Origin of the sequence: Streptosporangium sp. NPDC050855 (assembly GCF_044456585.1) — a bacterium.
In the GTDB taxonomy this organism is placed as follows: domain Bacteria; phylum Actinomycetota; class Actinomycetes; order Streptosporangiales; family Streptosporangiaceae; genus Streptosporangium; species Streptosporangium longisporum.
In genome coordinates this window covers 203,600-227,905 of the sequence record NZ_JBITFY010000001.1, presented here as the reverse complement: position 1 = coordinate 227,905, position 24,306 = coordinate 203,600, and the positions used below count along the sequence as shown (strand labels likewise).

At 72.0% G+C, this 24,306-nt stretch carries 26 protein-coding genes; 9 read left to right on the top strand and 17 right to left on the bottom strand.

Features of this window, described 5'->3' with window-relative positions; all coding sequences use genetic code 11:
• Positions 1-152 precede the first annotated feature (152 nt).
• Positions 153-692, bottom strand: a complete 540-nt coding sequence (locus tag ACIBCT_RS01005) for a tol-pal system YbgF family protein (protein WP_399185330.1) — start codon at positions 690-692, stop codon at positions 153-155.
• A 170-nt stretch (positions 693-862) separates the two neighbouring features.
• Between ACIBCT_RS01005 and ACIBCT_RS01000 the strand changes: the two genes are divergently transcribed.
• A complete protein-coding gene (locus ACIBCT_RS01000) occupies positions 863-1,867 on the top strand; it encodes a hypothetical protein (RefSeq protein WP_399185329.1) in 1,005 nt (334 codons plus the stop codon).
• Here ACIBCT_RS01000 and ACIBCT_RS00995 read toward each other — a convergent pair.
• The 6 genes from ACIBCT_RS00995 to ACIBCT_RS00970 form a co-directional block, all read right to left on the bottom strand.
• A complete protein-coding gene (locus tag ACIBCT_RS00995) occupies positions 1,831-2,478 on the bottom strand; it encodes a TetR family transcriptional regulator (protein ID WP_344891198.1) in 648 nt (215 codons plus the stop codon). The two genes, ACIBCT_RS01000 and ACIBCT_RS00995, sit on opposite strands and share 37 nt — an antisense overlap.
• 31 nt (positions 2,479-2,509) lie before the next feature.
• Complete coding sequence (locus ACIBCT_RS00990) at positions 2,510-4,228, bottom strand: SDR family oxidoreductase (RefSeq protein WP_399185328.1); 1,719 nt, start codon at positions 4,226-4,228, stop codon at positions 2,510-2,512.
• A gap of 197 nt (positions 4,229-4,425) precedes the next feature.
• A complete protein-coding gene (locus ACIBCT_RS00985) occupies positions 4,426-5,532 on the bottom strand; it encodes a CapA family protein (RefSeq protein WP_399185327.1) in 1,107 nt (368 codons plus the stop codon).
• A gap of 20 nt (positions 5,533-5,552) precedes the next feature.
• Positions 5,553-5,843 carry a DUF397 domain-containing protein gene (locus ACIBCT_RS00980; protein WP_399186080.1) on the bottom strand — a complete coding sequence of 97 codons (291 nt, stop codon included), beginning with the start codon at positions 5,841-5,843 and terminating at the stop codon, positions 5,553-5,555.
• A 271-nt stretch (positions 5,844-6,114) separates the two neighbouring features.
• Entirely contained in the window at positions 6,115-6,321 is a 207-nt protein-coding gene (locus ACIBCT_RS00975; RefSeq protein WP_399185326.1) for a DUF397 domain-containing protein, read from the bottom strand.
• 57 nt (positions 6,322-6,378) lie between these two features.
• Entirely contained in the window at positions 6,379-7,239 is an 861-nt protein-coding gene (locus ACIBCT_RS00970) for a helix-turn-helix domain-containing protein (protein WP_399185325.1), read from the bottom strand.
• Positions 7,240-7,770: 531 nt separating this feature from the next.
• Here ACIBCT_RS00970 and ACIBCT_RS00965 point away from each other — a divergent pair.
• The 4 genes from ACIBCT_RS00965 (at position 7,771) to ACIBCT_RS00950 (ending at position 11,863) form a co-directional block, all read left to right on the top strand.
• Positions 7,771-7,965, top strand: coding sequence for a hypothetical protein (locus tag ACIBCT_RS00965; protein ID WP_399185324.1), 195 nt, complete (start codon positions 7,771-7,773; stop codon positions 7,963-7,965).
• Positions 7,966-8,085: 120 nt separating this feature from the next.
• Complete coding sequence (locus tag ACIBCT_RS00960) at positions 8,086-10,251, top strand: molybdopterin-dependent oxidoreductase (protein WP_399185323.1); 2,166 nt, start codon at positions 8,086-8,088, stop codon at positions 10,249-10,251.
• Between the two features lie 101 nt (positions 10,252-10,352).
• Entirely contained in the window at positions 10,353-10,907 is a 555-nt protein-coding gene (locus ACIBCT_RS00955) for an HD family hydrolase (protein WP_399186079.1), read from the top strand.
• Positions 10,908-10,948: 41 nt separating this feature from the next.
• The gene (locus ACIBCT_RS00950) at positions 10,949-11,863 is read left to right on the top strand and encodes a Rieske 2Fe-2S domain-containing protein (RefSeq protein ID WP_399185322.1); all 915 of its coding nucleotides are present in this window, start codon (positions 10,949-10,951) and stop codon (positions 11,861-11,863) included.
• Between the two features lie 265 nt (positions 11,864-12,128).
• On the opposite strand, the gene ACIBCT_RS00945 is transcribed toward ACIBCT_RS00950, so the two are convergent.
• The 4 genes from ACIBCT_RS00945 to ACIBCT_RS00930 all read right to left on the bottom strand — a co-directional run bounded on the left by ACIBCT_RS00945 (position 12,129) and on the right by ACIBCT_RS00930 (position 15,153).
• The gene (locus ACIBCT_RS00945; RefSeq protein ID WP_329088968.1) at positions 12,129-12,356 is read right to left on the bottom strand and encodes a hypothetical protein; all 228 of its coding nucleotides are present in this window, start codon (positions 12,354-12,356) and stop codon (positions 12,129-12,131) included.
• A gap of 29 nt (positions 12,357-12,385) precedes the next feature.
• Positions 12,386-13,141 (bottom strand): sulfite exporter TauE/SafE family protein, encoded by a 756-nt coding sequence (locus ACIBCT_RS00940; RefSeq protein WP_399185321.1) that lies wholly within the window; start codon positions 13,139-13,141, stop codon positions 12,386-12,388.
• Positions 13,142-13,278: 137 nt separating this feature from the next.
• Positions 13,279-14,268: an SPFH domain-containing protein gene (locus ACIBCT_RS00935; RefSeq protein ID WP_399185320.1), complete on the bottom strand. Its 990-nt coding sequence runs from the start codon at positions 14,266-14,268 to the stop codon at positions 13,279-13,281.
• 90 nt (positions 14,269-14,358) lie between these two features.
• Positions 14,359-15,153, bottom strand: a complete 795-nt coding sequence (locus tag ACIBCT_RS00930) for an ABC transporter ATP-binding protein (RefSeq protein WP_344891233.1) — start codon at positions 15,151-15,153, stop codon at positions 14,359-14,361.
• A gap of 66 nt (positions 15,154-15,219) precedes the next feature.
• Between ACIBCT_RS00930 and ACIBCT_RS00925 the strand changes: the two genes are divergently transcribed.
• On the top strand, positions 15,220-15,939 hold the full coding sequence (locus ACIBCT_RS00925) for a hypothetical protein (RefSeq protein WP_399185319.1): 720 nt from the start codon (positions 15,220-15,222) through the stop codon (positions 15,937-15,939).
• A 71-nt stretch (positions 15,940-16,010) separates the two neighbouring features.
• On the opposite strand, the gene ACIBCT_RS00920 is transcribed toward ACIBCT_RS00925, so the two are convergent.
• The gene (locus ACIBCT_RS00920) at positions 16,011-16,673 is read right to left on the bottom strand and encodes a response regulator (RefSeq protein ID WP_399185318.1); all 663 of its coding nucleotides are present in this window, start codon (positions 16,671-16,673) and stop codon (positions 16,011-16,013) included.
• Positions 16,670-17,884, bottom strand: coding sequence for a GAF domain-containing sensor histidine kinase (locus tag ACIBCT_RS00915; protein WP_399185317.1), 1,215 nt, complete (start codon positions 17,882-17,884; stop codon positions 16,670-16,672). Before ACIBCT_RS00915 ends, ACIBCT_RS00920 begins: the two co-directional genes overlap by 4 nt.
• A gap of 144 nt (positions 17,885-18,028) precedes the next feature.
• On the opposite strand from ACIBCT_RS00915, the gene ACIBCT_RS00910 reads away from it, so the two are divergent.
• On the top strand, positions 18,029-18,694 hold the full coding sequence (locus tag ACIBCT_RS00910) for an SDR family NAD(P)-dependent oxidoreductase (RefSeq protein WP_399185316.1): 666 nt from the start codon (positions 18,029-18,031) through the stop codon (positions 18,692-18,694).
• Positions 18,691-19,731: an S-adenosylmethionine:tRNA ribosyltransferase-isomerase gene (locus ACIBCT_RS00905; protein ID WP_399185315.1), complete on the top strand. Its 1,041-nt coding sequence runs from the start codon at positions 18,691-18,693 to the stop codon at positions 19,729-19,731. The genes ACIBCT_RS00910 and ACIBCT_RS00905 overlap by 4 nt, the downstream gene beginning before the upstream one ends.
• A gap of 171 nt (positions 19,732-19,902) precedes the next feature.
• On the opposite strand, the gene ACIBCT_RS00900 is transcribed toward ACIBCT_RS00905, so the two are convergent.
• From ACIBCT_RS00900 to ACIBCT_RS00885, 4 genes are all read right to left on the bottom strand, one after another.
• Entirely contained in the window at positions 19,903-20,790 is an 888-nt protein-coding gene (locus ACIBCT_RS00900) for a VOC family protein (protein ID WP_399185313.1), read from the bottom strand.
• Between the two features lie 91 nt (positions 20,791-20,881).
• Entirely contained in the window at positions 20,882-21,175 is a 294-nt protein-coding gene (locus ACIBCT_RS00895; RefSeq protein ID WP_344891255.1) for a Dabb family protein, read from the bottom strand.
• Entirely contained in the window at positions 21,175-21,690 is a 516-nt protein-coding gene (locus ACIBCT_RS00890; protein WP_344891258.1) for an aromatic-ring-hydroxylating dioxygenase subunit beta, read from the bottom strand. The genes ACIBCT_RS00895 and ACIBCT_RS00890 overlap by 1 nt, the downstream gene beginning before the upstream one ends.
• Positions 21,691-21,694: 4 nt before the next feature.
• Entirely contained in the window at positions 21,695-22,990 is a 1,296-nt protein-coding gene (locus ACIBCT_RS00885; protein ID WP_399185312.1) for an SRPBCC family protein, read from the bottom strand.
• Between the two features lie 197 nt (positions 22,991-23,187).
• Between ACIBCT_RS00885 and ACIBCT_RS00880 the strand changes: the two genes are divergently transcribed.
• A complete protein-coding gene (locus ACIBCT_RS00880) occupies positions 23,188-24,291 on the top strand; it encodes an acetamidase/formamidase family protein (RefSeq protein WP_399185310.1) in 1,104 nt (367 codons plus the stop codon).
• The last annotated feature ends 15 nt before the right edge of the window (positions 24,292-24,306 follow it).

Genomic DNA, 24,306 nt, shown 5'->3' with positions numbered 1-24,306 from the left:
TTGGGGGGGGGGGGGGCTCCCGTAACTCCGGTGGTGGGGGGGGCGCGGCAAAACCCGCCCGCCCCGCGACGTCCCCGCCCCCGGTCGGCCCGCGAGCACGCGGGAACGGACCCCGTACTCGCGTGACAGGACCGCGAGCGACGGCGGCGCGATCAGTGCGAGGCGTCCAGGAGCGCGTCGAGCTCGTCCTCGGGAAGACCGAGGTCGACACGGATCCGGTAGCGGGTCCGCAGCAGGGCGAGGTGCTCGCCACCGCCCTGCACGGCCCGGTGCGCCCCCTCGGTGGCCCACCGATGGGCCTCCGTCAGGTCACCGTAGGCGACGAGGGTCTCGGCGATCGTGAGAGCGGTCGCCGCGGTGACGTCACCGCCGGCGCGGATCGCCTCGATCACCTCCCTCGCCTCACCGGGCTGTTCGAGCTCGAAGAGGGTGTCGGCGATCCCGGCACGGGGGTCGACGCTGACCTCGCCGCCGTCGTCCACCGCCCGCTGGAAGCAGTCGAGAGCCCGGGCGGGCTGCCCGGCCTGCCGCCACTCCTCGGCGGCGAGCACGAGGATCGCCGCCCGTGATATGTCGCCGGACGCGTACGTCTCGACCAGGGTTTCGAGCCGCCGGGCCAGGTCTTCATGATCGTCGGCCAGAAGTGCCTGCTCAAGCAGTCGATCAAGCTGCTCACGTGTCACATGCGCCACATCGCGAGAGTACCGAGCGACGCTCGATCGCGTACGCCCAACGGCAGGTATTGTCACCGTGACCTTGGGTAAACGAATCATCACGATGCGCGTGTCCTCCCAGCGCAACGGGCATATGAGCGGCGACTCCTGCTAGGGGAGGGCATCCGCCGGGGGGAGCCGTGATGGGCATGTCCAAGCAGACGGCCTTCGTCCTGATGCTCCTCCTGGCCTTCTCGGTGATCGTTCCGGGGTCGGCGGGGTACCTGTCGGTCAAGATGGAGGCCATCGGACAGGCCCACCGGGAACTGCTCAGCCTGGAGAGCAGGATTCAGCGGGAGCGGCTGGCCGCCCGGATCAGGAGGGTGGAACAGGCCTACCGGCACCGCAGGCTGCAGGCGGCCGCCTCTGCCGATCGCCGGTCCTGTTCGTCCGCCCGCGACTCCACAGGCGAGCGCGACGGGACGGGAACGGCAGGACGCCGCCCGCCCGCCCCCGGCTCGGTCGTCCCCGTCCCGGCCGGGCAGGACGCGGAAGGACCGCGCGAGAGGTGGATGCGCCACCGGTGGTTCCACACCCGGTGGCAGGACCTGCAGCGACAGGACGCGCAGCGGCGACAGGACGAGGAGCGGTGGGCCCGGTGGCAGAGCCGCGACCTCGACGAGCGGGACGTGGCGGCGGGACGGTACCCGGCGGGCGGGACGGCCGGGTCCCCGGAGGCCGCGGAATCCGCGGAGCCCGCGGAGCTCGCGGAGCTCGCGGAGCTCGCGGAGCTCGGGGAGTCGTACGAGGCGAACGGGGTCCTCGGAGCGGGCGGCCAGGCCGTCGCGCGGGACCGGTACCCGGCGCGGTTCGAACGCCGGGGCAGGATCGAGGCGCGCGGGGAGCAGATCACCGACGGCCCGAAGACCGGCCGGGAAGGCGACCCGGAGACCGGTCGCGAGGGCGACCCGAGGACCGGCTCGGGGAGCGACTCGGGGACCGGCTCGGGGACCGGCTCGGGGAGCGATCCGGAGGCGGCCCCGGAGGGCGGTCGGGAGATCGGGCGGGAGGAGGGCCGCAGGACACTGTGGCGGCAGGGGTCCCTCCCCGCCGGTGGCGAGGGCCTCGCGGGGCGGGGCGGGGAACCCCCGGAGGAGGATCTCCCGCCCGGCGCCGCTCAGTCCGAACCGCGCCCGAACTGGCGGTTCAGGTAACCGCGGATCAGGCGCTTGGCCTCGTCCACGATCTCCGGGGCACCGTTCGGGTCCCGCCGGAAGGCCAGCTTGAGCACCGCGTCCCCGGCCTCGACCGCGACCAGGATGGCCAGGTCGAACTCCTCGCTGTCGGCCAGCCCGTACTCCTGCAGCAGCAGGCCGCGGAGCCGTCCGGCGATCACCGTGTTGTTGTCGGACTCAGGGTCGAGCAGGTTGAGGTCGACGACGTCGCCGAAGTGCAGGGACCGGAAGCCCGGCACGGTCCTGTGCATCTCCACGTACTCGTCGATGATCGCGTCGATCGCCTCCCACCAGCCGGCGTAGTCCTCGGACAGGAAGCGGTTGCCGACCCGGGAGACGAACCCCTCGACGTGGCGGCGGGTCACCGCCTGGGCGATGGCCCGCTTGTCGGGGAAGAACTGGTAGACCGAACCGATGGCGACTCCGGCGCGCTCGGCGATCCGGGTGGTGGAGAGCGCGTCGTAGCCGATCTCGTCGAGCAGGTCGGCGCACGCGTCGAGCATCCGCTCGACGCGCCGCGCGCTCCGGCGCTGGGTGGGACGGCGCCTCAGGGGCGCCTGGCATGACTCCTCGGCAGGCACGATGGACACCCCACCATCTTGCCCCTACGGCACCGCGGGGTCAGCGCTTATTCGTCAATCTCGAGATTTCTCCGCTCCCGGTGAGTCGTGCCACACCGCGGACGGCCGCCGGGGAGATGCGCGAGAGCGCGTAGCCGAACGTGCCCTCGGCGTTCACCGGGACGACCGGCAGGTTGCGGTGGACGGCCCGCAGGATGTGCGCGGCCACCCGCTCGGGCGGGTACCCGCGCGCGGCCACCGCCTTCGCGGCCGGCCCCTCGGCGCCCTCGGAGAACTCGCCGACGTAGACGGTGTTGTGCGCGATCGGGGTGGAGACGAACCCGGGGCAGATCGCGGTGACCCCGATGCCCCGCCCGGCCAGCTCGGCGCGCAGGCAGTCGCTGAGCGACTTCACCGCCGCCTTGGAGACCGAGTACGCCGGCAGCAGCCGGGTGGGAAGGAAGGAGGCGACCGAGGCGAGGTTCACGATGTGACCGCCCTGGCCGCGCTCGACCATCTGCGCGGCGAACAGGCGGCAGCCGTGGATGACGCCCCACAGGTTGACGTCCAGGGTGCGCCGCCAGTCCTCGACCGAGTGGTCCAGGAAGGCGCCCGCGACCACGATGCCCGCGTTGTTGACCACGATGTCGGCGACGCCGTGACGGTCCTTCACCAGCCGGGCGAACTCCTCCATCGCCGTAGCGTCCGCGACGTCCACCCGGAGGGCGTGCGCCGCTCCCCCGCGGTCGGCGATGCCCTCGACGGTGCGCCGGGCCGCGTCGAGGTCGATGTCCGCGCAGATCACCTCGGCTCCGTGCGCGGCGAAGGCGCGGGCCGTGGCCCGGCCGATCCCGCTGCCCGCGCCCGTGATCACCACCAGCCGGTCGTCGAAGGGACCGCGCTCGCCCGGCCCGGCCCTGCGCAGCTCCCTGGACGGCTCCGCCCCCTCGACGTGCTCGACGAACTCGGTGATCATGTGGGCGAGCACGCGGGGGTGGCTGCGCTGCGGCCAGTGCCCCGCGTGCAGGCGGCGGTGCCAGAGCCGGGGCGCCCATAGGTACGTGGAGGCGAGCAGCGCCGGCGAGACGAAGGGGTCCTTCGTGCACTCGACGAGCTGGACGGGGACCTGCGGGAGGGGGGCGTCGTCGGACGCGCCGCCGGAGAAGGGCAGGTTGGCCCGGTAGAGGCCGAGACCGTTCACGCCGTCCTCGACAAGCGTGTCCGCGGGGTGCCCCGGGCGCGCGGGCGCGCCGAAGCGGTTCGCCAGGCGCGGCAGCGTCGCCCGCAGGACGGTCTCGGGGAGCGCGGGGATCTGGAAGGCCCCGATGTACCAGGAGCGCAGGAGCTGGCCGGCGACCTTGTTCCTCTTGCCGTGCCGCATGAAGTCGGCCGCCTGGCCGGGGTGCACGCCGCCCAGGGAGGTGAAGGAGAGGATCCGTTCCTCGATGCCCGGCCTGCCGATCAGCTGCCAGCCCTGGATGGATCCCCAGTCGTGCCCGGCGAGGTGCACGCCCGGCTTGCCCACCGCGTCCAGGACGGCGGTCAGGTCGGCGGCCAGGTGGTCGTAGTCGTAGCCCGAGGTCTCGGACGGGGCACCGGAGAGGCCGGCGCCGCGGACGTCGTAGCAGACCACGTGGAAACGGTCCTGCAGCAGGTCGGCCACCTCGTCCCAGACCCGGTGGGTGTCGGGGTAGCCGTGCACCATCAGGACGGTGGGCGCGGAGGGGTCGCCCTGTTCGAACATCGCCAGCCGTACGTCACCGGACTCGACCCACCGCATGACAGCCTCCTGTTGGACGGTTAGTCCAGTACAGTAACGGAACAGAATCAGCTTCTGCCCACCCCATACCCCGTCGGCGGTCCCGTATGGGCGATGCCCGGCGGGCCGTCCGCGCCGGGCCGCCCGGCACGGGCGCACCTGTGCGGGCGTGCCGGGTGAGATCCCGTCCGCGGCTCGCGTCCGCGCGGGCGGACGCGTCAGCCGGATCCGGCCGGCTTGGCGGACAGGCCGGTGCAGGCGCGCAGCGCCTTCCAGCCCGCGATGGCCTGCTGCCGCCCGAGCCCGGTGATCGGGATCGGCACCCCGCCCTGGATCCCGGCCGGGGTCCACCGGTCCTTGAGCACCTTGCGGCCGTTGATCGTCAGGGTGAGCACGCCGGTCCTGCCGGTGTCGGGACCCCAGTTGTAGAAGACGAAGTTGCCCAGCCCGTAGTTGACGTAGCTGTTCTTCAGGTAGCCGCCGCCCAGCAGGATGTGCGCGTGGCCGCCCACCACGACGTCCGCGCCGGCCGCGACCAGCTTGGGCGCCAGGGCGCGCTGCGCCTCGTTGGGGCACTTCTGCAGCTCGGTGCCCCAGTGCAGGTGGACGATGACGGTGTCGGAGTTCCTGCGGGCCTTGCGCACCTCCTGGATCAGCCGCGCCTCGTTCTTGGCCGAGGCCAGGCCGCCCTTGTCGCCGGCCGCCGTCCACGCCTGGATGAACTCCGCGTCCAGGACCTGGGTGGCGCCGATGATGGCGACGCGGTTGCCGTTCACCGTCGTCCGCCAGGGCCGGTACGCCTCGGCCTCGTTCCTGCCCACGCCCACCACGGGGAACCTGGTGCGCTTGATGGCGGCGAGGGAGTCGGTCAGCCCGGCCTGCATGTAGTCCATGCCGTGGTTGTTCGCCAGCGACGCGACGTCCACCCCGGCGGCCTTCAGCGCGGTCAGCGCGGTGGCCGGGGCACGGAAGGTGTACTGCTTGCCGGGGGCCGGGGTGCCCCCGGTGGTGATCGCGGTCTCCAGGTTCACCATCGCCAGGTCGGAGCGCCTGAGCACCCTGGCGATGGGGCCGAGCGCGGTCTTGGGGTCGGCGTTCAGCCGGGTCCGCAGCACGCCCTCGAAGTGCACGTCACCGCCGAAGGAGATGGTGTACGGCCTGCGTTCCGGCGTCGGGGTGGGCTCGGCCCGGTCGGTCGGCTTCTCCACGACGTCCGGGGATCTCGCGGGAGCGGCCGACTCGGCCGCGGAACAGGCCGCGAGAAGCACGGCCGAGAGGGTGATCGCGGCGGCCAGGGCGGGGCGGCGGGCTCTGTACGTGTCCATCGGTATCCGAGGATGCCACCTCACCCCCGCCCGGCGACACAACTCGCCGGAGCGGATTCGATTCCTCGCGACGCGAACGGGTCGCCCGGTCGAATCGCCCGGGTTCGGCCGGTGACACCCGCCCCGGGGAGGACGTCGAAGCGCCCGTCCTTCACCGCCGCGACGAACGCGGCCCACCCGCGGGCGTCGAAGACCAGTGACGGCCCGCCCCTGTCCTTGCTGTCCCTGACCGCGAACCCCCGCCCGTGCAGGTGAGCCACCTCGACACAGTTGCCGTTGGTCGCGCTCTGCTGACTTTTCCGCCAGATCACTCTGGATAGGTCAACATCAGACACAGCCCACCCCTTCTCCCACCAGGGACCATAAGGCACCTTAAGGATGAAGGCGTGATGAAGAACGTGCAAGGTATTGGGCACGTCGAGATAGGACACCGTATCCTGCACGGTCTCCCGATGTGCGATGATTCTCCCCTGTCCCACCGGCGGGCCGTCAATCCATCCGGCGGGCAGAAGCGATGAAAACGCGATAAATCACGACGGGGCGGCTCTTGTTCTCTTACGAGAGTTCCGGGGCCGCTTCCCGCTACATGTCGAACTCCCCGTCCTTCACCCCCCCGACGAAGGAGTCCCACTCGCCGGGAGTGAAGAGGAGAACCGCACCGGACCGGTCCTTGCTGTCCCGGACCCCGACGCGTCCCCCGTCCAGCCTGGCCACCTCGACACAGTTGCCACTGGCGGCGCTCAGGGCGCTCTTCTTCCAGATCACGTCATTGTGATTGTTCGCGTTCATTGTTTTTCCCGGAAATTCTTCGAAAGCGACGGAGCAGCGGCGGACGATGATGTGCCGCTACCTGTTCCAGTACTCGATTGTCTTCTTGATGAGCTCCTGCGACGCCGCCTCGTCGAGGGCGCATTCCATCAGGTGTCCGAAGGCACGTTCATACGTGTAGACGATTTCCGCATCCTCGACGAACTGCCCGCCGCGGAGAGACTCCTCGTAGACGACGTCGGGAAAGTCGGCAAACTCCAGGTGCAGGAAAGCGCCGGTGGACACCGGTGGCGGAACGTCCTGGGGAAGGATTCTCATCTCCACGTGCTCCAGCTCCGAGACCTCGATCAGGTGCACGAGCTGGTCCCGCATGACGCGGGCGTCACCGTACTGGTTCTTCAGCACGGACTCGTGGAGCACGCTCACATGGACCAGCGGGTCGGGCACGTGCAGCAGCGTGCGCTGGCGCGTCATCCGTATCTCGACCCGGTCCTGGATCCAGCTCGGCGGGAGCCGGCTGGCGTCCTGGCTGGCGTGGTGGACGCCCAGAACGTAATCCTCCGTCTGGAGAAGGCCGGGCACGATCTGGGGTTCCCAGTTCCGCGCCCTGGTGGCCTCCGCCTCCGTCCCGATCAGCGTGATGTACTCCTCGGGGACGGAACTGCGATATCTCTCCCACCACCCCTTCTGGGCGGCGTCGTGCCGTAGCGCGACCAGGATCCCCCGTAGGGGCTCCTCGACCTCGTACAACTCGATGAGCGCCTCGACGTCGGCCTCCTTGGCCAGCGTTCTGGCGGTCTCGATCCGGCTGACCTTGGCGGTCGACCACCTCAGGCGGCCGGACACCTCGTCACCGGTCAGGTCGAGCCCCTCGCGAAGCCTGCGCAACTCCAGGCCCAGCCGTCGCCGGCGGAGCGCTGGACTGCCACGCTGCGGCATCACGACCTCCTCACCATGACGGGCGGGCGTGTGTCGCGGCCTCGACAGGAACCCGACGAATGATAGTGCAAATTGCACCGACACTTGCAGTGTATGTGTGGAAGTTTATTGCTTTTTTCCTTACGGCAAGTCTTGCAGCCAAATCTATGCTGAGCGACTATCAGAACAGGAAGGGTCTCGAAAGATCGGGGAAACCACCGGCGATCGTCCGGGGGAAGCGCCTTCGGGATCTGTCCGAGCCGTGCGCGGGGCGGGACGGGCGCACGGCCGATCGGCGACGCCGTCCGCGAGAGGAACACGGGGTCGACGCGGGGAGGCCGTCAGGGGGACAGGGGAATCGGCCGGCGACGGCCCAGAGTCGCACGCGTCAAAAAGAAACGCCTTCATCGGCGTAAAAAACACCGGGCCGGCGGCCACCGACCCGGTTGGCACAAGAACTCCGCGTCAAAGCCACGAAGGGAGTCTCCTATGTCCTTCCACCGTACCAACAGAACCCGTGGAATCAAGACCTTCATTCGCAATGTGATCTACGTGACCGACCGTGAGCTCTACATGGACCAGGATGAATGGGCCTACCGGCTCGGCTGGACCGTGACCCGCACCGGTTTCTGCGCCAGGTACTACCGCGAGCCCCGGTTCGACCTCCTGCGGGCCGAGCGGAGCGCCGCCCCCGCCCTGGCCCTGGCGCCCGTCCTCGACCCGGGGGCGGGCGACGTCGCGGCGTGAGCTCCGCGGCGCGTGCGCCGTCCCCTCGGGTCCCGGAAGCCCCGGAGTTCGCGCTCCGGGGCTTCCCCTCGTCCCGGCCCGCGGCCATGATGAGTTCATTCGTCGAACCCAGGAGTGCCGATGAGAACAGCGCACCGGACCTGCCCCCTCTGCGAGGCCGTCTGCGGTCTCCGGCTCACCCTCGACGACACCGGGCACGTCACCTCGGTCAAGGGCGACCCCGACGACCCGTTCTCGCGGGGGTTCATCTGCCCCAAGGGCGCGAGCCTGGGCCGCCTGGACGAGGATCCCGACCGGCTGCGCGTCCCGATGGTCCGGACGGGCGAGACGTGGCGGGAGGTCTCCTGGCAGGAGGCGTTCCGCACGGTCGAGGAGGGCCTGTCCGCGGTGATCGGCGCCCACGGCCGCTCCGCGCTGGCCGTCTACGTCGGCAACCCCAACGCCCACTCCATGGCCGGCGCCCTGTACGGCGGGCCGCTGATCCGGGCCCTGGGCACCCGTAACGTCTTCTCCGCCAGCACCGTCGACCAGATGCCCAAGCACGTCTCCTGCGGCCTGATGTTCGGTGACCCGATGGCCATCGCCGTGCCCGACCTGGACCGCACCGACCACCTGCTGATGCTCGGCGCCAACCCGCTGGAGTCCAACGGCTCGCTCTGCACCGCCCCCGACTTCCCCGGCCGCCTCAAGGCGCTGCGCGCGCGGGGCGGCCGGCTCGTGGTCGTCGACCCCCGCCGCACCCGCACCGCCGCCCTGGCCGACGAGCACCTGTTCATCCGGCCGGGCACCGACGCGTACCTGCTGTTCGGCATCGTGCACACGCTGCTGGCCGAGGATCTCACCTCGGTGGAGGTCGAGGCCGACGGGCTGGAGGAGGTCCGGCGGCTGGCGAAGGACTTCGCCCCCGAGGCGGTGGCCCCGGTCTGCGGCGTGCCCGCCGACCGGATCGCCGGGCTGGCGCGCGAGCTGGCCGCCGCCCGGACGGCCGCCGTCTACGCCCGCATCGGCACCTGTACCGCCGAGTTCGGCACGGTCGCGCAGTGGCTGGTCGACGTCGTCAACATCCTGACCGGCAACCTCGACCGTCCCGGCGGGGTCATGTTCGCCAGGCCCGCCACCGAGAACGGCCGCCGGACCAGGCCGTACACCACGGGGCGCTGGCACAGCCGCGTCCGGAACCTGCCGGAGGCGAACGGCGAGCTGCCGGTTGCCACCCTCGCCGACGAGATCGAGACCCCCGGGGAGGGGCAGATCAGGGGGCTGGTCATGGTGGCCGGCAACCCGGTCCTGTCGGCGCCCGGCGGGCCCCGGCTGGACCGGGCCTTCCGCGACCTGGACTTCATGGTCTGCGTGGACCCGTACCTGAACGAGACCACGCGGCACGCGAACGTCATCCTGCCGCCGCCGCGGACGACACAGTCCCCGCACTACGACCTGACGCTGCTGTCGTTCGCGGTCCGCAACTACGCGCGGTTCTCCCCGCCGGTCCTGCCGCTGGAGCCCGGACGGCCGTCAGAGGCGGAGATCCTGGCGCGGCTGGCGATGATCGCCTCGGGACAGGGCGCGGACGCGGACCCGGCCGCGCTGGACGAGCCGATCCTCGACCGGATGCTCGCCAGGGCGGTCGAGACGCCCGGCTCGCCGGTGGAGGGGATGGACCCGGCCGAGCTGCGCGCCTCGCTCGACGGCGGCAGCGGGGCGGAGAGGCGGCTGGACGCCATGCTCAGGCTCGGCCCGTACGGGCTCTCGCTCGCCGCGCTCCTGGACGCCCCGCACGGCATCGACCTGGGACCGCTGGAACCCCGGCTGGCGGAGATCCTGCGCACCGCCTCCGGGAGGGTGGAGCTGGCCCCGGCGCCGCTGGTGGAGGACGTCGGGCGGCTGCGCGGCCGGCTGGACGTGCCGCCCGCGGAGATGGTGCTGATCGGCAGGCGCCACCTGCGGTCGAACAACAGCTGGCTGCACAACGTGGGACCGCTGGTCGGCGGGAGCAACCGGTGCACGCTGCAGATCAACCCCGACGACGTGAGAAGGCTCGGGCTGGACGGGCGGGCCGTGGTCCGGTCGGCCGCCGGAGAGCTGGTCGTGCCGCTGGAGCCGACCGACACGATCATGCCGGGGGTGGTGAGCCTGCCGCACGGCTGGGGGCACGCCGGAAGCGCTCAGCCGGTGGCCGCCGAACACGCGGGGGTGAACGCGAACACGCTCACCGACGATTCCGTGGTGGACGTTCCCTCCGGAAACGCGGTGTTCAACGGGGTTCCGGTGACACTCGGCCGCGTGTGATCCCATGATCGCTCGGAAAAGGGGGATCGGCGCGCATTAGGCTTGCGCGCGTGACCACCCCTCCAGCACAGGACCGCCTGCACGCTCAGCTCAGCTTCGCCATGGAGATCGACAAGCTCAGGCGCGTCGTCCGCCGCAACACCCTCATGGACGGGTCGCGGCGGGAGAACGACGCCGAGCATTCGTGGTACGTGGGCATGCTGGCGATGGTCCTGGCCGAGCACGCACCACCGGGCACCGATCTCGACAGGGTCGTCGCGATGCTGCTCGTCCACGACATCGTCGAGATCGACGCCGGTGACACGTTCATCTACGACAGCCAGGCCGTCGAGGCCCAGCTCGGCATAGAGCGCAAGGCCGCCGACCGGATCTTCGGGCTCCTCCCCGACGACCAGGCCGAGCGGCTGCGCGCGCTCTGGGACGAGTTCGAGGAGCGCAGGACGCCGGAGGCCCGGTTCGCCAAGGCCCTCGACCGCATCGCGCCCATCATGGCCAACCACCACAACGAGGGCGGCACCTGGTCGCTCTACAAGGTGACGGCCGAGCAGGTCCTGGAGAAAGTGAAGATCATCGAGGAGGGGTCGCCGACGCTGGGCGCCTACGCCACCGAGATCATCGCCCTCTCTGTCAGCCGGGGGCATTTGGCGCGTGCATAACGCCTTTCCCGGGTAGGTCCCTAAGGGCTAAGAAAGGGGCGATGGTGAAGGAAACCGTCAAAACAGGACGCAGACCTTTCAAGCGTCTGGTGCCCGGGGTGGAGCTGACCGACCGGATCGAGCGGTCGCCCAGGGCCGACAGGCCCATCCGCGTGCTCGCCAAGGCCGTGCGCCGGCGGATCGGCCCGGGACCGCTCCGGGACCTGCTGCACGGGGTGCCGATCGGCAAACCGCTCCATCCGCCGCTCGCCAACCTCGCCCTGGGGCTCTGGGCCGCCACGGCGGTGCTGGACGCGACCCGTGCCGACCCGCGGGCGTCGCGGCTGCTGGTCGCCGGCGGGCTCGCCACCGCGATACCCGCGGTGGCGGCGGGCGTGACCGACTGGTCGGCGCTGCACCGCGAGCAGCAACGGGTGGGGTTCGTGCACGCGATCGCCAACCTGACGGCCCTGGGGTTCTACACCGGGTCCCTGGCCTTCCGGCTGGCCGGCCGGGACCGGACCGGGCGGATGCTCTCGTTCGCCGGGCTGGGCGCCGCGAGCGTGGGCGGTTATCTCGGCGGTCACCTGGCCTACCGCCAGGCCGCCGGGGCCAACCACGCCGAGTCGGTGGCCCACCTGGTGCCGCTGGGCTGGCACGACCTGTGCGAGGTCACCGACCTGCCGGACGGGCGCCCGGTGACCCGGAGGCTCGGGTACATCGACCTGTTCGTGCTCCGCGTGGGCAGCGGCGTCACCGTCCTCGCCGACCACTGCGCCCACCTGGCCGGTCCGCTCCACCAGGGACGGCTGGTCTCGGAGGAGGGCACCGCGTGCGTGGTCTGCCCGTGGCACGGGAGCACCTTCCGGCTCTCCGACGGGGCCGTCGTGCACGGTCCGGCCACCGCTCCGCAGCCGTCCTTCGAGACCCGCATCCGCCGCGACGGCGTGCTCCAGGTCCGCCCGGCCCAGGTGTGAAGGTGTGAGCCGGGCGTGACGCGGGCGCTCCGGGAGACGCGGGCATGCCGGGGTCCGGCCTGACGGGGCTCGGTGCGACAGGGCTCGACGTGACGGCCTGACGGGGCTCGGCGTGACGGCGTGACGGGGCTCGGCTGACGGGGCGCGATGTGACGCCGGTGACGGGGCGCGGGCCGGTGCGCCCGCAGCCGGGCGCGCAGGGCGGGCGACGGCCGGGCCGGGACGGGCGATGCCCCTCCCGGTCCGGACCGGGCCGCCGCGGAGCCTAGGCGGGCTTGCCGTCGGCGGGGTGTTCGACCAGGGCGAGAATACGGCTGGACATGAAACGGGCGGTGCGCACGGCCGTACCACTCCGGGTGACCTCGCTCACCTCCACCACGCCGCCGCGCGCGTTGGCGACCTCCACGCGGCGTCCCGCTCGCGTGGCGCTGACCTCGTAGGTTCGTGAACTGTCTCCTGCGTCGATGACAACCTCGACCTTGTCACCTTTCATACCTGATAAGTACCCAATGACGGACAGGTTCACCCGTACACCAGTTTGACTATCGCCACGACGCCGACGCAGACGATGAACCAGCGCAGCACCGGGGCGGGCAGCCTCCTGCCGATCTTCGCCCCCAGGAAGCCGCCGATCGCCGCGCCCAGCGCCACCATCAGCACCGCGGTCCAGTCGACCTCCGCGATGAGGATGAACAGGACGGCGGCCGAGGTGTTGATCAGCAGCGAGAGCACGTTCTTGGTCCCGTTGATCCGCTGCAGGTCGTCGTCGAGGAAGCTGCCCAGCAGCCCGATCAGCAGCACGCCCTGGGCGGCGCCGAAGTAGCCGCCGTAGATGCCGCACGCGAACACGCCCGCCCAGAGCCAGGGCCCGCCGTGCGGGCGGGCGTGCTCCCGCCGGGCGCTCAGCCACTTGTTCAGCCTGGGCTGGACCACCACCAGCACGCACGCCAGGCCGATCAGCACCGGCACGACGATGTCGAACGTCTCCGCGGGAAGGTAGAGCAGCAGGACCCCGCCGATCACCGCGCTGACGATCGTGGGAAGACCCAGCCGGACCAGCCGCTGGCGCTGCCCCTTCAGCTCCGCCCGGTAGCCGAGCGCGCCGGTCAGCGACCCGGGGACCAGGCCGATGCTGTTGCAGACGTTGGCGACGATCGGCGGCATCCCCAGCGCGACCATCGTCGGGAACGTGATCAGCGATCCCGAGCCGACGACCGCGTTGATGCTCCCGGCCCCGATCCCGGCCACGAAGATCGCGACCGCCTCCCACGGTGTCATGCGCTTCCCCTCACGTGTACGGCTCGCGCCCGTCGAAAGGTGCACGGCACTCAACGGATGCTAGGAGGAGATCGACGACCGCCCGGCGGCGGGGTGGCCCTGACCGGGGTGCGGGGACCCGTACCGCGCGGGGACCCTCACCCGGCGGGCGGGGCCCCGGCCTCTCGCCCGGCGGGCGGGGCCCCGGCCTCTCGCGGACCCGCCGACGCACCGGATCCGGCGGGGGAGGGACGGGGAGAGCGGGGGGCCGCGTCGCCTCCGGATGCCGGGGAGGACGACCGCGACGAGAGGGTCCCGGGCTCGGGGTCCCCCTCGGCGATCTCCAGAAGCGCCCGGAGGTAGGCGTAGGTGAGGACCTCGGGGCCGGGCCCGCCCTCGCGGACGGCTTTCAGGAGCATCTCGGCCGCCTCGGCCTCCCCCACCGCCCGTTCCCTCCTGGCGTCGGCCTCGGCCCGTGCCGCGAGCACCGCGGCCTCGGCCTCCCCCTGGGCCCTGAGCACGGCGGCCTGCCGCGTGCCCTCGGCGTCCAGGACCGCGGCCTCCCTGCGCCCCTCGGCGGCCAGCACCGCCGCCCTCCTGTCCCGCTCGGCGCACGCGTGCCGCTCCATCGACTCCCGGACGGAGACCGGCGGGTCGATCGCCTTGATCTCGGCCCGGCCGATCCGCACCCCCCACGCCTCGGCGGCCCGTCCGAGCGTCGCGCACAGCTCGACGCCGATCTCCCCGCTGGAGGCCAGCGCTTCCTCCAGGTCCCTGGAGCCGATCGCGTCGCGGAGCGCGGTGACGGTGAGCTGCTCGACGGCGAGCAGGAAGTTGGCGATCTCGTAGGTGGCGGCGCGGGCGTCGGCGACTCGGAAGTACACGGCCACGTCGACCGAGACCACCAGGTGGTCACGGGTGACGACCGGCCGCGGCGGGAAGGAGACGGCCTGCTCGCGCAGGTCGACGACGTCCCTGATCCGGTCGATGAACGGCACCACCAGGCTCGGCCCCGGGCCGAGGGTGCGGTGGTAGCGCCCGAACCGCTCCACCACCCCCGCGGTGCCCTGCGGCACCACGTGGACCGTCCGGTACGCGGCGAACGCCGCCACGGCGAGGACGACGAGCGTGGCGACGAGCGATTCCATGACGCATCCCCGGCGGTCGATTCCCGTGGAACCCTGACCGAAGGATATTTGCTTTTCCCTTCACCGGCCTTTGAACGGCCGATAACGGTCTCAGAGCTGGTGCGCCCTCGCGTACCAGCGGCCGTCGCGCCCCCGATCCAGGCTGAGCGGGACGCTGAAGGTGCGCGACAGGTTCTCCGCGGTCATCACCTGCTCGATCGGCCCCTGGGCCACCACCGAGCCGTGCCGCAGCAGCAGCGCGTGGGTGAACCCTCCGGGGATCTCCTCCACGTGGTGGGTGACCAGCACCATGGTCGGCGCCTTGGGGTCGTGCGCGAACGTCGCCAGCCTGCGGACCAGGTCCTCGCGCCCGCCCAGGTCCAGGCCGGCGGCGGGCTCGTCCAGCAGCAGCAGCTCCGGGTCGGGCATGAGCGCGCGGGCGATCTGGACCCGCTTGCGCTCCCCCTCCGACAGCGTGTTGAACCGCCGCCGGATCAGGTGGGCGCAGCCGAGCTGGTCGATCAGCTCCACGGCCCGCGTGACGTCGTGGGAGTCGTACTCCTCCGTCCACCGGCCGAGGATGGCGTACGAGGCCGTGAGCACCAGGTCGATGACCTTCTCCTCCGGCGGGACCTTCTCCGCCAGCGCGGCGCTCGCCAGCCCGATGCGGGGCCGCAGCTCGAAGACGTCACTCTGGCCGAGCCGCTCGCCCAGGATCTCCACGATGCCCTCGGTGGGGAACAGCAGAGCCCCGACCACCTGCAGCAGCGTCGTCTTGCCCGCGCCGTTGGGACCGATGACGACCCACCGTTCGTCCTCGTGAACGGTCCAGTCGATCTCCCGCAGCAGGGCCGCCCCGTCTCTGCGGACGGTGACGTCCTGTAGCCGAAGCACCTGACCGCCCATCCCTGAAGCCTCCTCGTGAATCGCTGGAACAAAACCTATTGCAGGACAAGCGCATATCGTGGATCGGTGCACCCTGATTCACCGATCTCGGCCACCCTCGTCTGCTGGGGCAACGCCTGGCTCGCCGGACAGGTGGGCCTCGACGAGGCCGCCGACCGCGTGGAGCGGCAGGCAGGCCCCCAACTCGTCGCCGGCGACGCCGGCGACGTCCCTCTGCGCGGATTCCTCGCCGACCTGCGGATCGAGGGCATGAAGTCGCTGCGGCTGGCCCTGCCCGTCGCGGGTGACCCGCTCGGTCTCACCGGACCGCCCCCCTTCAACTCCGCGGCCATCGAGGCCGGGCAGGCGGCGATAGCCGTGCTTCCCGACAGATGCCTCGGCCTGGTCCCGGTAAAGGACCGCCGCGGGTCATCGTACGCCGGGGTTCGCTGGAGCGTGCTCCAGGCCCGTACGGTGGCCCCCGACCTGCCCTCGCTGTCCGAGGCCGAGCACGAGCTGACCCGTGCCATGCGGACGGCCACCGACGCCCTGCTCGGCGTCGAGGGGCCGGCCCAGGGCAGGCGGCGGGTGGAGATCGTGGACGAGGGCCTGGCCCCCGGCTACCCCGCCCGCGCCCACCGGGTCGCCGCGCTGGCCGCCCGGCTGGCCGCGGTGCTCCGGGTCGCCGACGACCGGGGGCTCACCTCCGGCCAGATCGCCGTACGCGGCCAGGCGCTGCGCGAGCTGGACCGGGCGGTACGGCGCGCCCGGGTGGTGGCCCACCACGCCATGACCGAGCTGGTCTGACCGGCACCCCTCGGGGACCGCGCCGGGGTCCCCGAGGACCCTCAGGGGGCCGCCGGGACCCCCGGGGGTCGTCAGGCCAGGCCGTTGCGCACCGCGTACAGGGCGGCCTGTGTCCGGTCCTGCACGCCCAGTTTCATCAGCACGTTGGAGACGTGGGTCTTCACCGTCTTCTCCGCCACCGCGAGCCTTCTCGCGATCTCCCGGTTGGAGTGGCCCGAGGCGATCAGCGCCAGCACCTCGCGCTCCCGGTCGGTCAGCGGTGCCACCGGCCCGTCCTGCCCGCCGCTCCGGGCCCCGTCCTGCCGCCCCGCCGGGAGCGGTCCGGCGCCGGACAGCATCGCCTCCGCGGCCTCGGCGGCCAGCAGCACCTGGCCGCCGTGCACCGCGCGGATGGCCTGCACCAGCGCGGCAGGTTCGACGTCCTTGTAGAGGAAGCCCGCCGCGCCCGCCCGCATCGCCGGGGCCACCCCCGCGGGGTCGCCGACCGAGGTCAGCACCAGCACCCTGGGCGACAGGCCGCGCTCCGCCAGCGAGAGCAGCGCGCCGAGCCCGTCCAGGACCGGCATCTTCAGGTCGAGCAGCAGCACGTCGGGGGCGAGCGACTCCACCAGCGCGACCGCCTCGGCGCCGTCGGCGGCCTCGCCGACCACCTCCAGGTCGTCCTGGAGGTCCAGGAAGGTACGGAGCCCCTGGCGGACGACCGGGTGGTCGTCGGCGATCAGGACGCGGATCACGCGGGCACCTCCATCCGGATCACCGTGCCCGCGCCCGGCTCCGACCGCACCAGCACGTTCCCGCCGACCGCCTCGGCCCGGTCGGCCATCGAGGCGATGCCCAGCCCCCGTCCCGCGGCGGTGGCCACGTCGAAGCCCGCCCCGTCGTCGCTCACCTCCAGCACCACCCGCCCGTCCTCGCGACCCAGCCGTACGGCGACGGTACGCGCCGCCGAGTGCCTGGAGGCGTTGTGCAGAGCCTCCTGGGCCACCCGCAGGACGGCCACCTCGATCGCCGGGTCGAGCGCCCCCGTCCCCCCGTCCGCCCCGGGAGCACCGGGAGCCCCGGGAGCCCCGGGAGCCTGCGGGCCGGCCTCCTCGTCCGTCTCCCCGTCCGGGGGCGAGGACGAGAACGAGAACGAGGCCGGGTGGAGCCGGTCGAGCAGCCGGACGTGCTTGCGGAGCGTCTCGGCCAGGCCGTGCCTGCCCAGCTCGGCCGGCCGGAGCTCCACGATCACCGCGCGCAGCTCGGCCAGCGCCTCCCCGGCCAGCCTCTCCACCCGGTCGAGCTCCCGCAGCGCCCGTACCGGGTCGCCGGGCACCAGCGAGGCCGCGGCCTGCGCGGTCAGGCGCAGCGAGAACAGCTTCTGGGTCACCGCGTCGTGCAGCTCCCTGGCCATCCGGGTGCGCTCCTCCACCAGGGCCAGCTCGCGGCTGCGCTCGTACAGGCGGGCGTTGGTGAGGGCGATCGCGGCGTGCGCGGCGAACATCGTGAGCAGGCGCTGGTCGGCCTCGGTGAACCCGCCGGGGTCGCGCTTGTTGGACAGGAAGATGATGCCGAGCACCTGGTCGCCGTCGAGGATGGGCACCCCGAGGAAGTCCTTGAGCACCGGGTGGGCGCGCGGCCAGTACTCGAACCGGGGGTCCCTGCGGATGTCGGGCAGCCGGACCGGCGCGCCCTCGCGCAGCATGGCGCCGAGCATGCCGTGCTGGCGGGGCATGGGCCCGATCGCCTCCCACTCCTCGTCGGAGATGCCCTCGGCGACGAACTCGGCGAACGCCCCGGCCTCGTCGGGCACGCCCAGCGCGGCGTAGCGGGCGTCCAGCAGCCGCTGCGCCGACCGCACGATGACCTGGAGCACCTCGCGCACCGACAGGTGCCTGGTCACCGCCAGGACGGCCGAGCTGACCGCGTGCAGCACGGCGCCCGGGTCCTCGCTCTCGGAGCTCACGGAACGACTCTAGGCCGCACCGGGCGTCCGGCGCGCGCGCCGTCGGTCCTAGGTCCGCCGCGAACCGCCTAGGACCATCGGCCCAGGCCGGACCGGGTCCGACGGCCGATGTGCGGGGGGTGCCCGGTTCCTACCGTCGGGAACATGACGAAGACCGCACTCATCACCGGTGCCTCCCGCGGCCTCGGCCTGGCCCTGGCCCGTTCCCTGGCCGCCGACGGCTGGCGGCTCATCCTCACCGCGCGCGGCGAGGACGCGCTGCGCTCCGCCACGGAAGGGCTGGGCGCCCTCGTCCTGGCCGGGGACGTCGCCGACCCCGTCCACCGGGACCGGCTGGCACGGGCCGCGGCGGACGCCGGCGGGCTGGACCTGCTGGTCAACAACGCCTCCGGGCTGGGCCCGGTACCGCTGCCGCCGCTGGCGGCCTACCCCGTCGGCGCACTCGGCGACCTGTTCGAGGTCAACGTGCTGGCCCCGCTGGCCCTGATCCAGGCGACGCTGCGCGGTCTGCGGGACCGGCGCGGCGCGATCGTGAACATCTCCTCCGACGCGGCGGTGGAGGCGTACGAGGGATGGGGCGGCTACGGAGCGACCAAGGCCGCCCTGGAGCGGCTCTCCCACGTGCTGGCCGTGGAGGAACCGGACGTCACGGTCTGGTGGGTCGATCCGGGCGAGATGTCCACGGCCATGCTCGCCGACGCGCTCGGCCCGGCCGAGGCCGCGGCGGCGCCCGCCCCCGAGACCGTCGTGCCCACCCTGCTGCGGCTGGTCACCGAGCGCCCGGGGAGCGGGCGGGTGACGCACGCATGAGCGCGGGAACGAGCGCGCCCGTGACGGACGCCATGGCCGCCGACTTCGTGCTCCCCGGCGAGCTGGAGGCGCGCCAACCGCCGGAGGTCCGGGGACTGGCCCGCGACGGGGTGCGGCTGCTGGTCTCCGACCGCGGCACCGGCCGGGTCGGGCACCACGCGTTCACCGACCTGCCGGACCTGCTCGGCCCCGGTGACCTGCTGGTGGTCAACAACTCCGGCACGCTCCCGGCGGCGGTCCGGCTCGACCGGCTCGCGGTGCACTTCTCCACCGAACGCGAGGACGGCACCTGGCTGGTCGAGCTGCGCAGGTTCCCCGAGCACGGGCCCTACCGGGGCGGGACGGCCGGGGAGTGGCTGCCGCTGCCGGGCGGGGCGACGCTGCGGCTGCTGGAGGCGGAGACGCCCCGGCTGTGGCGGGCGAGCCTGGACCGCGAGGTCACCGGCTACCTGCGCCGCCACGGCGTGCCGATCCGCTACTCCTACGTGGACCGGGACTGGCCGCTGGAGGCGTACCAGACCGTGTTCGGGGTGCGGCCGGGCAGCGCGGAGATGCCCAGCGCGGGACGGCCGTTCACCACCGGCCTGGTGACCTCGCTGGTGTCACGCGGCGTCGGGATCGCGCCGATCACCCTGCACACCGGGGTGGCCTCGCCCGAGCGGGACGAGGCGCCCTACCCGGAGCGGTTCGAGGTGCCCGCCTCCACCGCCCGGCAGGTGGAGCTCACCCGCGCCGGTGGCGGCCGGGTGATCGCGGTCGGCACGACCGTGGTCAGGGCCTTGGAGACGGCCGTGACGCCGGACGGCCGGCTCGGCCCGGCGAGCGGCTGGACCTCGCACCTGGTGACCCCCGACACCGGGGTACGGACGGTGGACGGCCTGCTCACCGGGCTGCACGAGCCGCGCTCCACCCACCTGCTGATGCTCTCGGCGTTCACCGGCCGCGACCTGCTCTCCCGCTCGTACGCGGCGGCGCTCGCGGAGGGCTACCTCTGGCACGAGTTCGGCGACGTCCACCTGATCGCGGCCGCCCGCTGAGTCGGCAACTCGGTCACAAGGGACTTCCAAGTCGGGTCCGGCAGGTTGGTCCCGGCACCCTGCGGGGATCACCGGATCCAGACGGGAGTGACGAGACGCGCCGGCACCTCACCCGTCACGCCGCCGTCGCCCCGGCCGGAGACGCCCTGGTGGGAAGGTCCGGGGCCGGTCCTAGAAGCGGCCCCAGTCGTCGGCGGCGGCGCGCCAGACGTCGATGTTGCGCGGGTCCACGGTCATCCTGCGCGGCCGGTGCGTCTCGTGCTCCTCGGGGGTGAGGACGCGGTGGCCGTCGCACAGCTCGTACCTGGGACCGTGCCTGGGGTCGAACAGGTAGAACGCGATCGAGGTGGAGGCGGAATGGTTGACCATGTCCGAGGCGATGGGGACGTTCTTGTACAGGGCACGCGCCCTGCCGCGCATCACGTGGTCGAAGCTCTTCATCATGAAGCACAGGTGCGCGACGTAGTACTCCTCGTTGCGCTGGAGGGCGAGGCTGTGGTGGTAGCGGTCCTCGGCCCTCAGGAAGACGGTGACGTCGCCGACGTGGTCGGAGGACTGGAAGCCGAGCACCCCGGTGTAGAAGGCCAGGCACTCGTCGTACTTGTCGGTGGCGATGAAGGGGTGCACCAGGTCGAGTGGGCGCAGCTCGACGAGCGGCGGCTCGGCGTACTCGTGGAACTCGGTGAACAGCTCCACGATCAGCCCGTTCGGGTCGCGCACGCCGAAGCCGCGCTCACAGAGCCCCTTCATCCGGTCCTGTAGCGGGAGCACCTCCAGCCCCGCCTCGACGACCCGCTCGCGCAGGTCGTCGAGGACCTCGCCGGACTCCACGCTGAAGCCGACCGCGACCGTCTGCGACACCTCCCTGCCGGGCTCGCTGAGCAGCTCCACGCAGTGGTGCTCGATGTCGGCGCGCAGGTAGGCGTGCTCGTCGTCGTGCTGTTCGAGCTGAAGCCCCACGTGGTACCGCAGGAACTCGATGGTCGCGGCCATGTCGGGCACCGCGATCCGGGCGTACTCCATCCCGTACGGCGCCCGGCGGCGGGTGGCGGTTGTCATGGTGCTACCTCTTCTTCCTTGTCGTTTCCATGTCTCTCGTCCGCGGGGTCCTCCGGAGCGCCGAGCCCCGGGGAGGCGGGGCGCGGCCGGGTCAGAAGGGGAAGCTCACGATGGCCTGCCGCTCGATCACCGGGCGCCAGCGCAGCCGCACGAACTCCTCGTGCGAGGGGCTGTTCAGGTAGTCCAGGAGCTCCCGCTCGGAGTCGAACTCGACGACGAAGCCGTGCGTCATGCTCGTGTCGCGGGTGCTGACGTTGGGGCCGCAGGCCCAGCCGCGCATGGCCGGGTACCTGGCGGGGAACGTCTCCAGCTCCGCCAGGACGGCCTCGGCCGTACCCGGCGGCAGGTCCGGCCGGAAGCGGAAGAGCAGCACGTGTTTGATCATCAGAGGATGAAGCTCAGCCGTGCGCCCGCGTCCATGGTCTCCATCGCGGGGATCGCCCTGCGGAGCCGGAAGCGCAGCCCGTCGTCCTCCACGAGCAGGACGTGCTCGTAGCGGCCCACGTAGGTGTACGTGCCGCCGTCCCGGTAGCGGTGCACGATGAAGTTCGCCGCCACCCAGACCGTGCTCTCGCCCTGCTCCAGGATGAGCACGTTGGAGACCATCCGGTGCGTCCTGGAGTGCGGGTTCTCGGCGTGCGCCTTGCGGCTCTTGAGACGCTTGACCCTGGCGCGGATGAGGTCGTAGTCGTCGCACATGAACGAGCCGGCCGAGGAACTGTCCCAGCCCTTCCAGTCGGTGGTGGCCACCTCCAGCCGCCCGCCCTCCTCGAAGAGGGTGAACCACTCGTCCAGGCGCCACTCGTCGAGCAGCTGGGCCTCCCGGTAGAGGAAGTCCTCCACCTCCGGCCGGGTGATGGTCCTGCCGCCCACGACGTCCTCCCTGTGTCCCGTGCTCACCGGCTCAGTCCCTGCCCACGACGGCGGCCCAGTGCCGCCAGAAGCTGCGCATCGCGCCCTCGTCGATGGAGCGGCCCTGGTTGCCCTGCCGCTCGTTGGCCATGCCGCGCGACATGTCGCTCCAGTCGAAGGCGGGGTCGGCCGAGTCCGCGGTCGCCTCGATCCCGCGCTGCACCGCCTCGTACGCCTCGATGTCGTCCGGGGTGGCCAGCCCGCCGGGGCCGACGAAGCTGACCATCGTCTTGATCCGCAGCTCCCGCACCTCGGCCGGCTCGCCCACCTCGACGAACTGCCAGGCCCGCACGTCGGTCCGGTCCGGGGCGACCGGTTCGAGCTGGCGGATGGTCAGCGCCTCCAGGTCGAACAGGAGCAGGTTGGGGAAGACGAAGAGGATCCGGCTGGCGTCGGCGATCTCGGCGGCGAGCTCGGAGCCCAGCCGGTCCACCATCTCCTCGCGCTTGGCGACCGTCCGCTCCCGCTCGGCCTCGCCGAACCTCGGCTCCCAGACCATCCCGATCCGCCCGTTGTGGCCGGTCAGGATCAGCAGGCCGTGGCCGCCGCCCAGGTCGTAGGCGTACTGGTCGTCGTCGGTGACGGCGAAGCCGGTCTCGCGCAGGTAGCCCACGAAGGTGTTGTGGGTGGGGGCGAAGTGGTAGCCGTCCATCGCGTTCTCGACGGCGAGCTTCCAGTTGCCCTTGACCGCGTACAGCTGCACGCCGGGCACGGTCTCCATGCCCGCCGGGCCGATCCGGGCGGTCAGCGACATGTAGTGGGCGGCCTTGCCGAGGTGGGTCAGCAGGTCGGGCACGTCGGGGTCGAAGGCGATGAACACGAAGCCCTCGTGGGTCGCGATTCTGGGCACCGAGCGGAGCCGCATCCGCTCGCGGAACCCGTCCACGTCGGCGTAGGCGTCGTCGCCGGGCAGCGCCGCCAGCTCGCCCGAGTTGCTGAACGCCCAGGCGTGGTAGAAGCACTGGAAGAACCTGGTGTTGCCCTCGCCGAAGCGGCACAGCACCGTGCCGCGGTGAGTGCAGGCGTTGAGGAAGACCTGGATCTCGCCGGAGGAGTCACGGCAGAAGATCAGCGGGCGCCCGCCGAGGGTCCTGGTCTTGAAGTCGCCGGGCTTGGGGATCTCCGTCTCGTGGCCGAGGTAGAGCCAGGTGTGCCCCCAGATGCGGGCCGTCTCCTCGCGGAAGACCTCCTGGGACCGGTAGGCGGACCGGTGCACCCGGAACGAGAGCGCCTCCCCGTCCTCCTCCACGAGGGAGGCGATCGGATGTCCCTGTGTCAGCTGCGTCATCGCGGCGCCTGGCCTTCCTGCGGATCTTGAACGAGAATTCGAGATGCCATCTCGCTATGTGATGCTGCTACCCCGTCTTCCCGGTGTCAAGTACGGGGCCGGAGGTCGAAATGTTCGGTTACTCGGTGTTAACGGCGACGCAACACCCATGGGGTTCTCTCGGCCGGTGACAGCGACATATCCCCCGTGGAGGGACAATGCTCCAGCCGAAGATCGGCCGCATCGATGGTTCGCACTACCTTCCCACCAGCTCAGACACTAGCCTCTGGGGTCTGCTGCCCAACCGGGGCCACCTGCCGGTGCTCCACGTCGCCTCGGGCGAGACCGTCACCATCGACACGCTGAGTCACGAGGGGATCCTGGAGGACCAGGGCCGCGACCCGGTCGCCTACCTCGCCGGGTTCGGCGTCGGCGCCGACCGGGTGCTCACCGACGCGCGCGAGTTCGCCGCCTCCGGGATCCCCCACGACTACGACAACGACGGCCCTCACGTGGTGACCGGGCCGATCTCGGTCGCCGGGGCCGAACCCGGCGACGTGCTCCGGGTGGACGTGCTCAGCCTGCTGATCCGGGCGCCGTACGGGTTCGTCAGCAGCAGGCACGGCTACGGCGCGTTGCCCGGGGAGTTCCCCGAGACCCCGGCCGACACCGGCCCGAGGCCGGACGGGACCCGGGAGTACAACAGCGTCTGCGTCTTCACCGAGGTCGTCGAGGAGGCCGGGCGCCTGCACGGCGTCATCCCGTTCGGCAAGGGGCGGTCGGCGCGTTTCCCGCTCGCGCCGTTCCTGGGCCTGATGGGCGTGGCCTCCGACACCGACGCCCCGGTCCACTCGGTGCCGCCCGGCCCGTTCGGCGGGAACCTCGACATCAACGAGCTCCAGGTCGGGTCGAGCCTCTACCTGCCGGTCCAGGTGCCCGGGGCCGGGTTCTACGCCGGTGACCCGCACTACGCGCAGGGGGACGGCGAGGTCGCGCTGACCGCGCTGGAGGCGCCGCTGCGCGCCACGCTGCGCCTGTCGGTGATCCCCGCGGCCCAGGCCCGCGCGCTCCTGGGCGCGCTGGACGAGCCCTTCGCCGAGACCGCCACCCACTGGCTCCCGGTCGGCCTGCACACCGACCTCAACGAGGCCATGCGCCGTGCCGTACGGGCCGCCGTGGGCTTCCTCGAACGCACCCAGGGGATGGAGCGGCCCAAGGCCCTGGCCTACCTCAGCGCGGCGGCCGACTTCGAGGTCAGCCAGGTCGTCGACCAGGTCAAGGGAGTGCACTGCATGATCAGGAAGGCCGACTTCGGGCTGTGACCGCTCCCGGCGCGC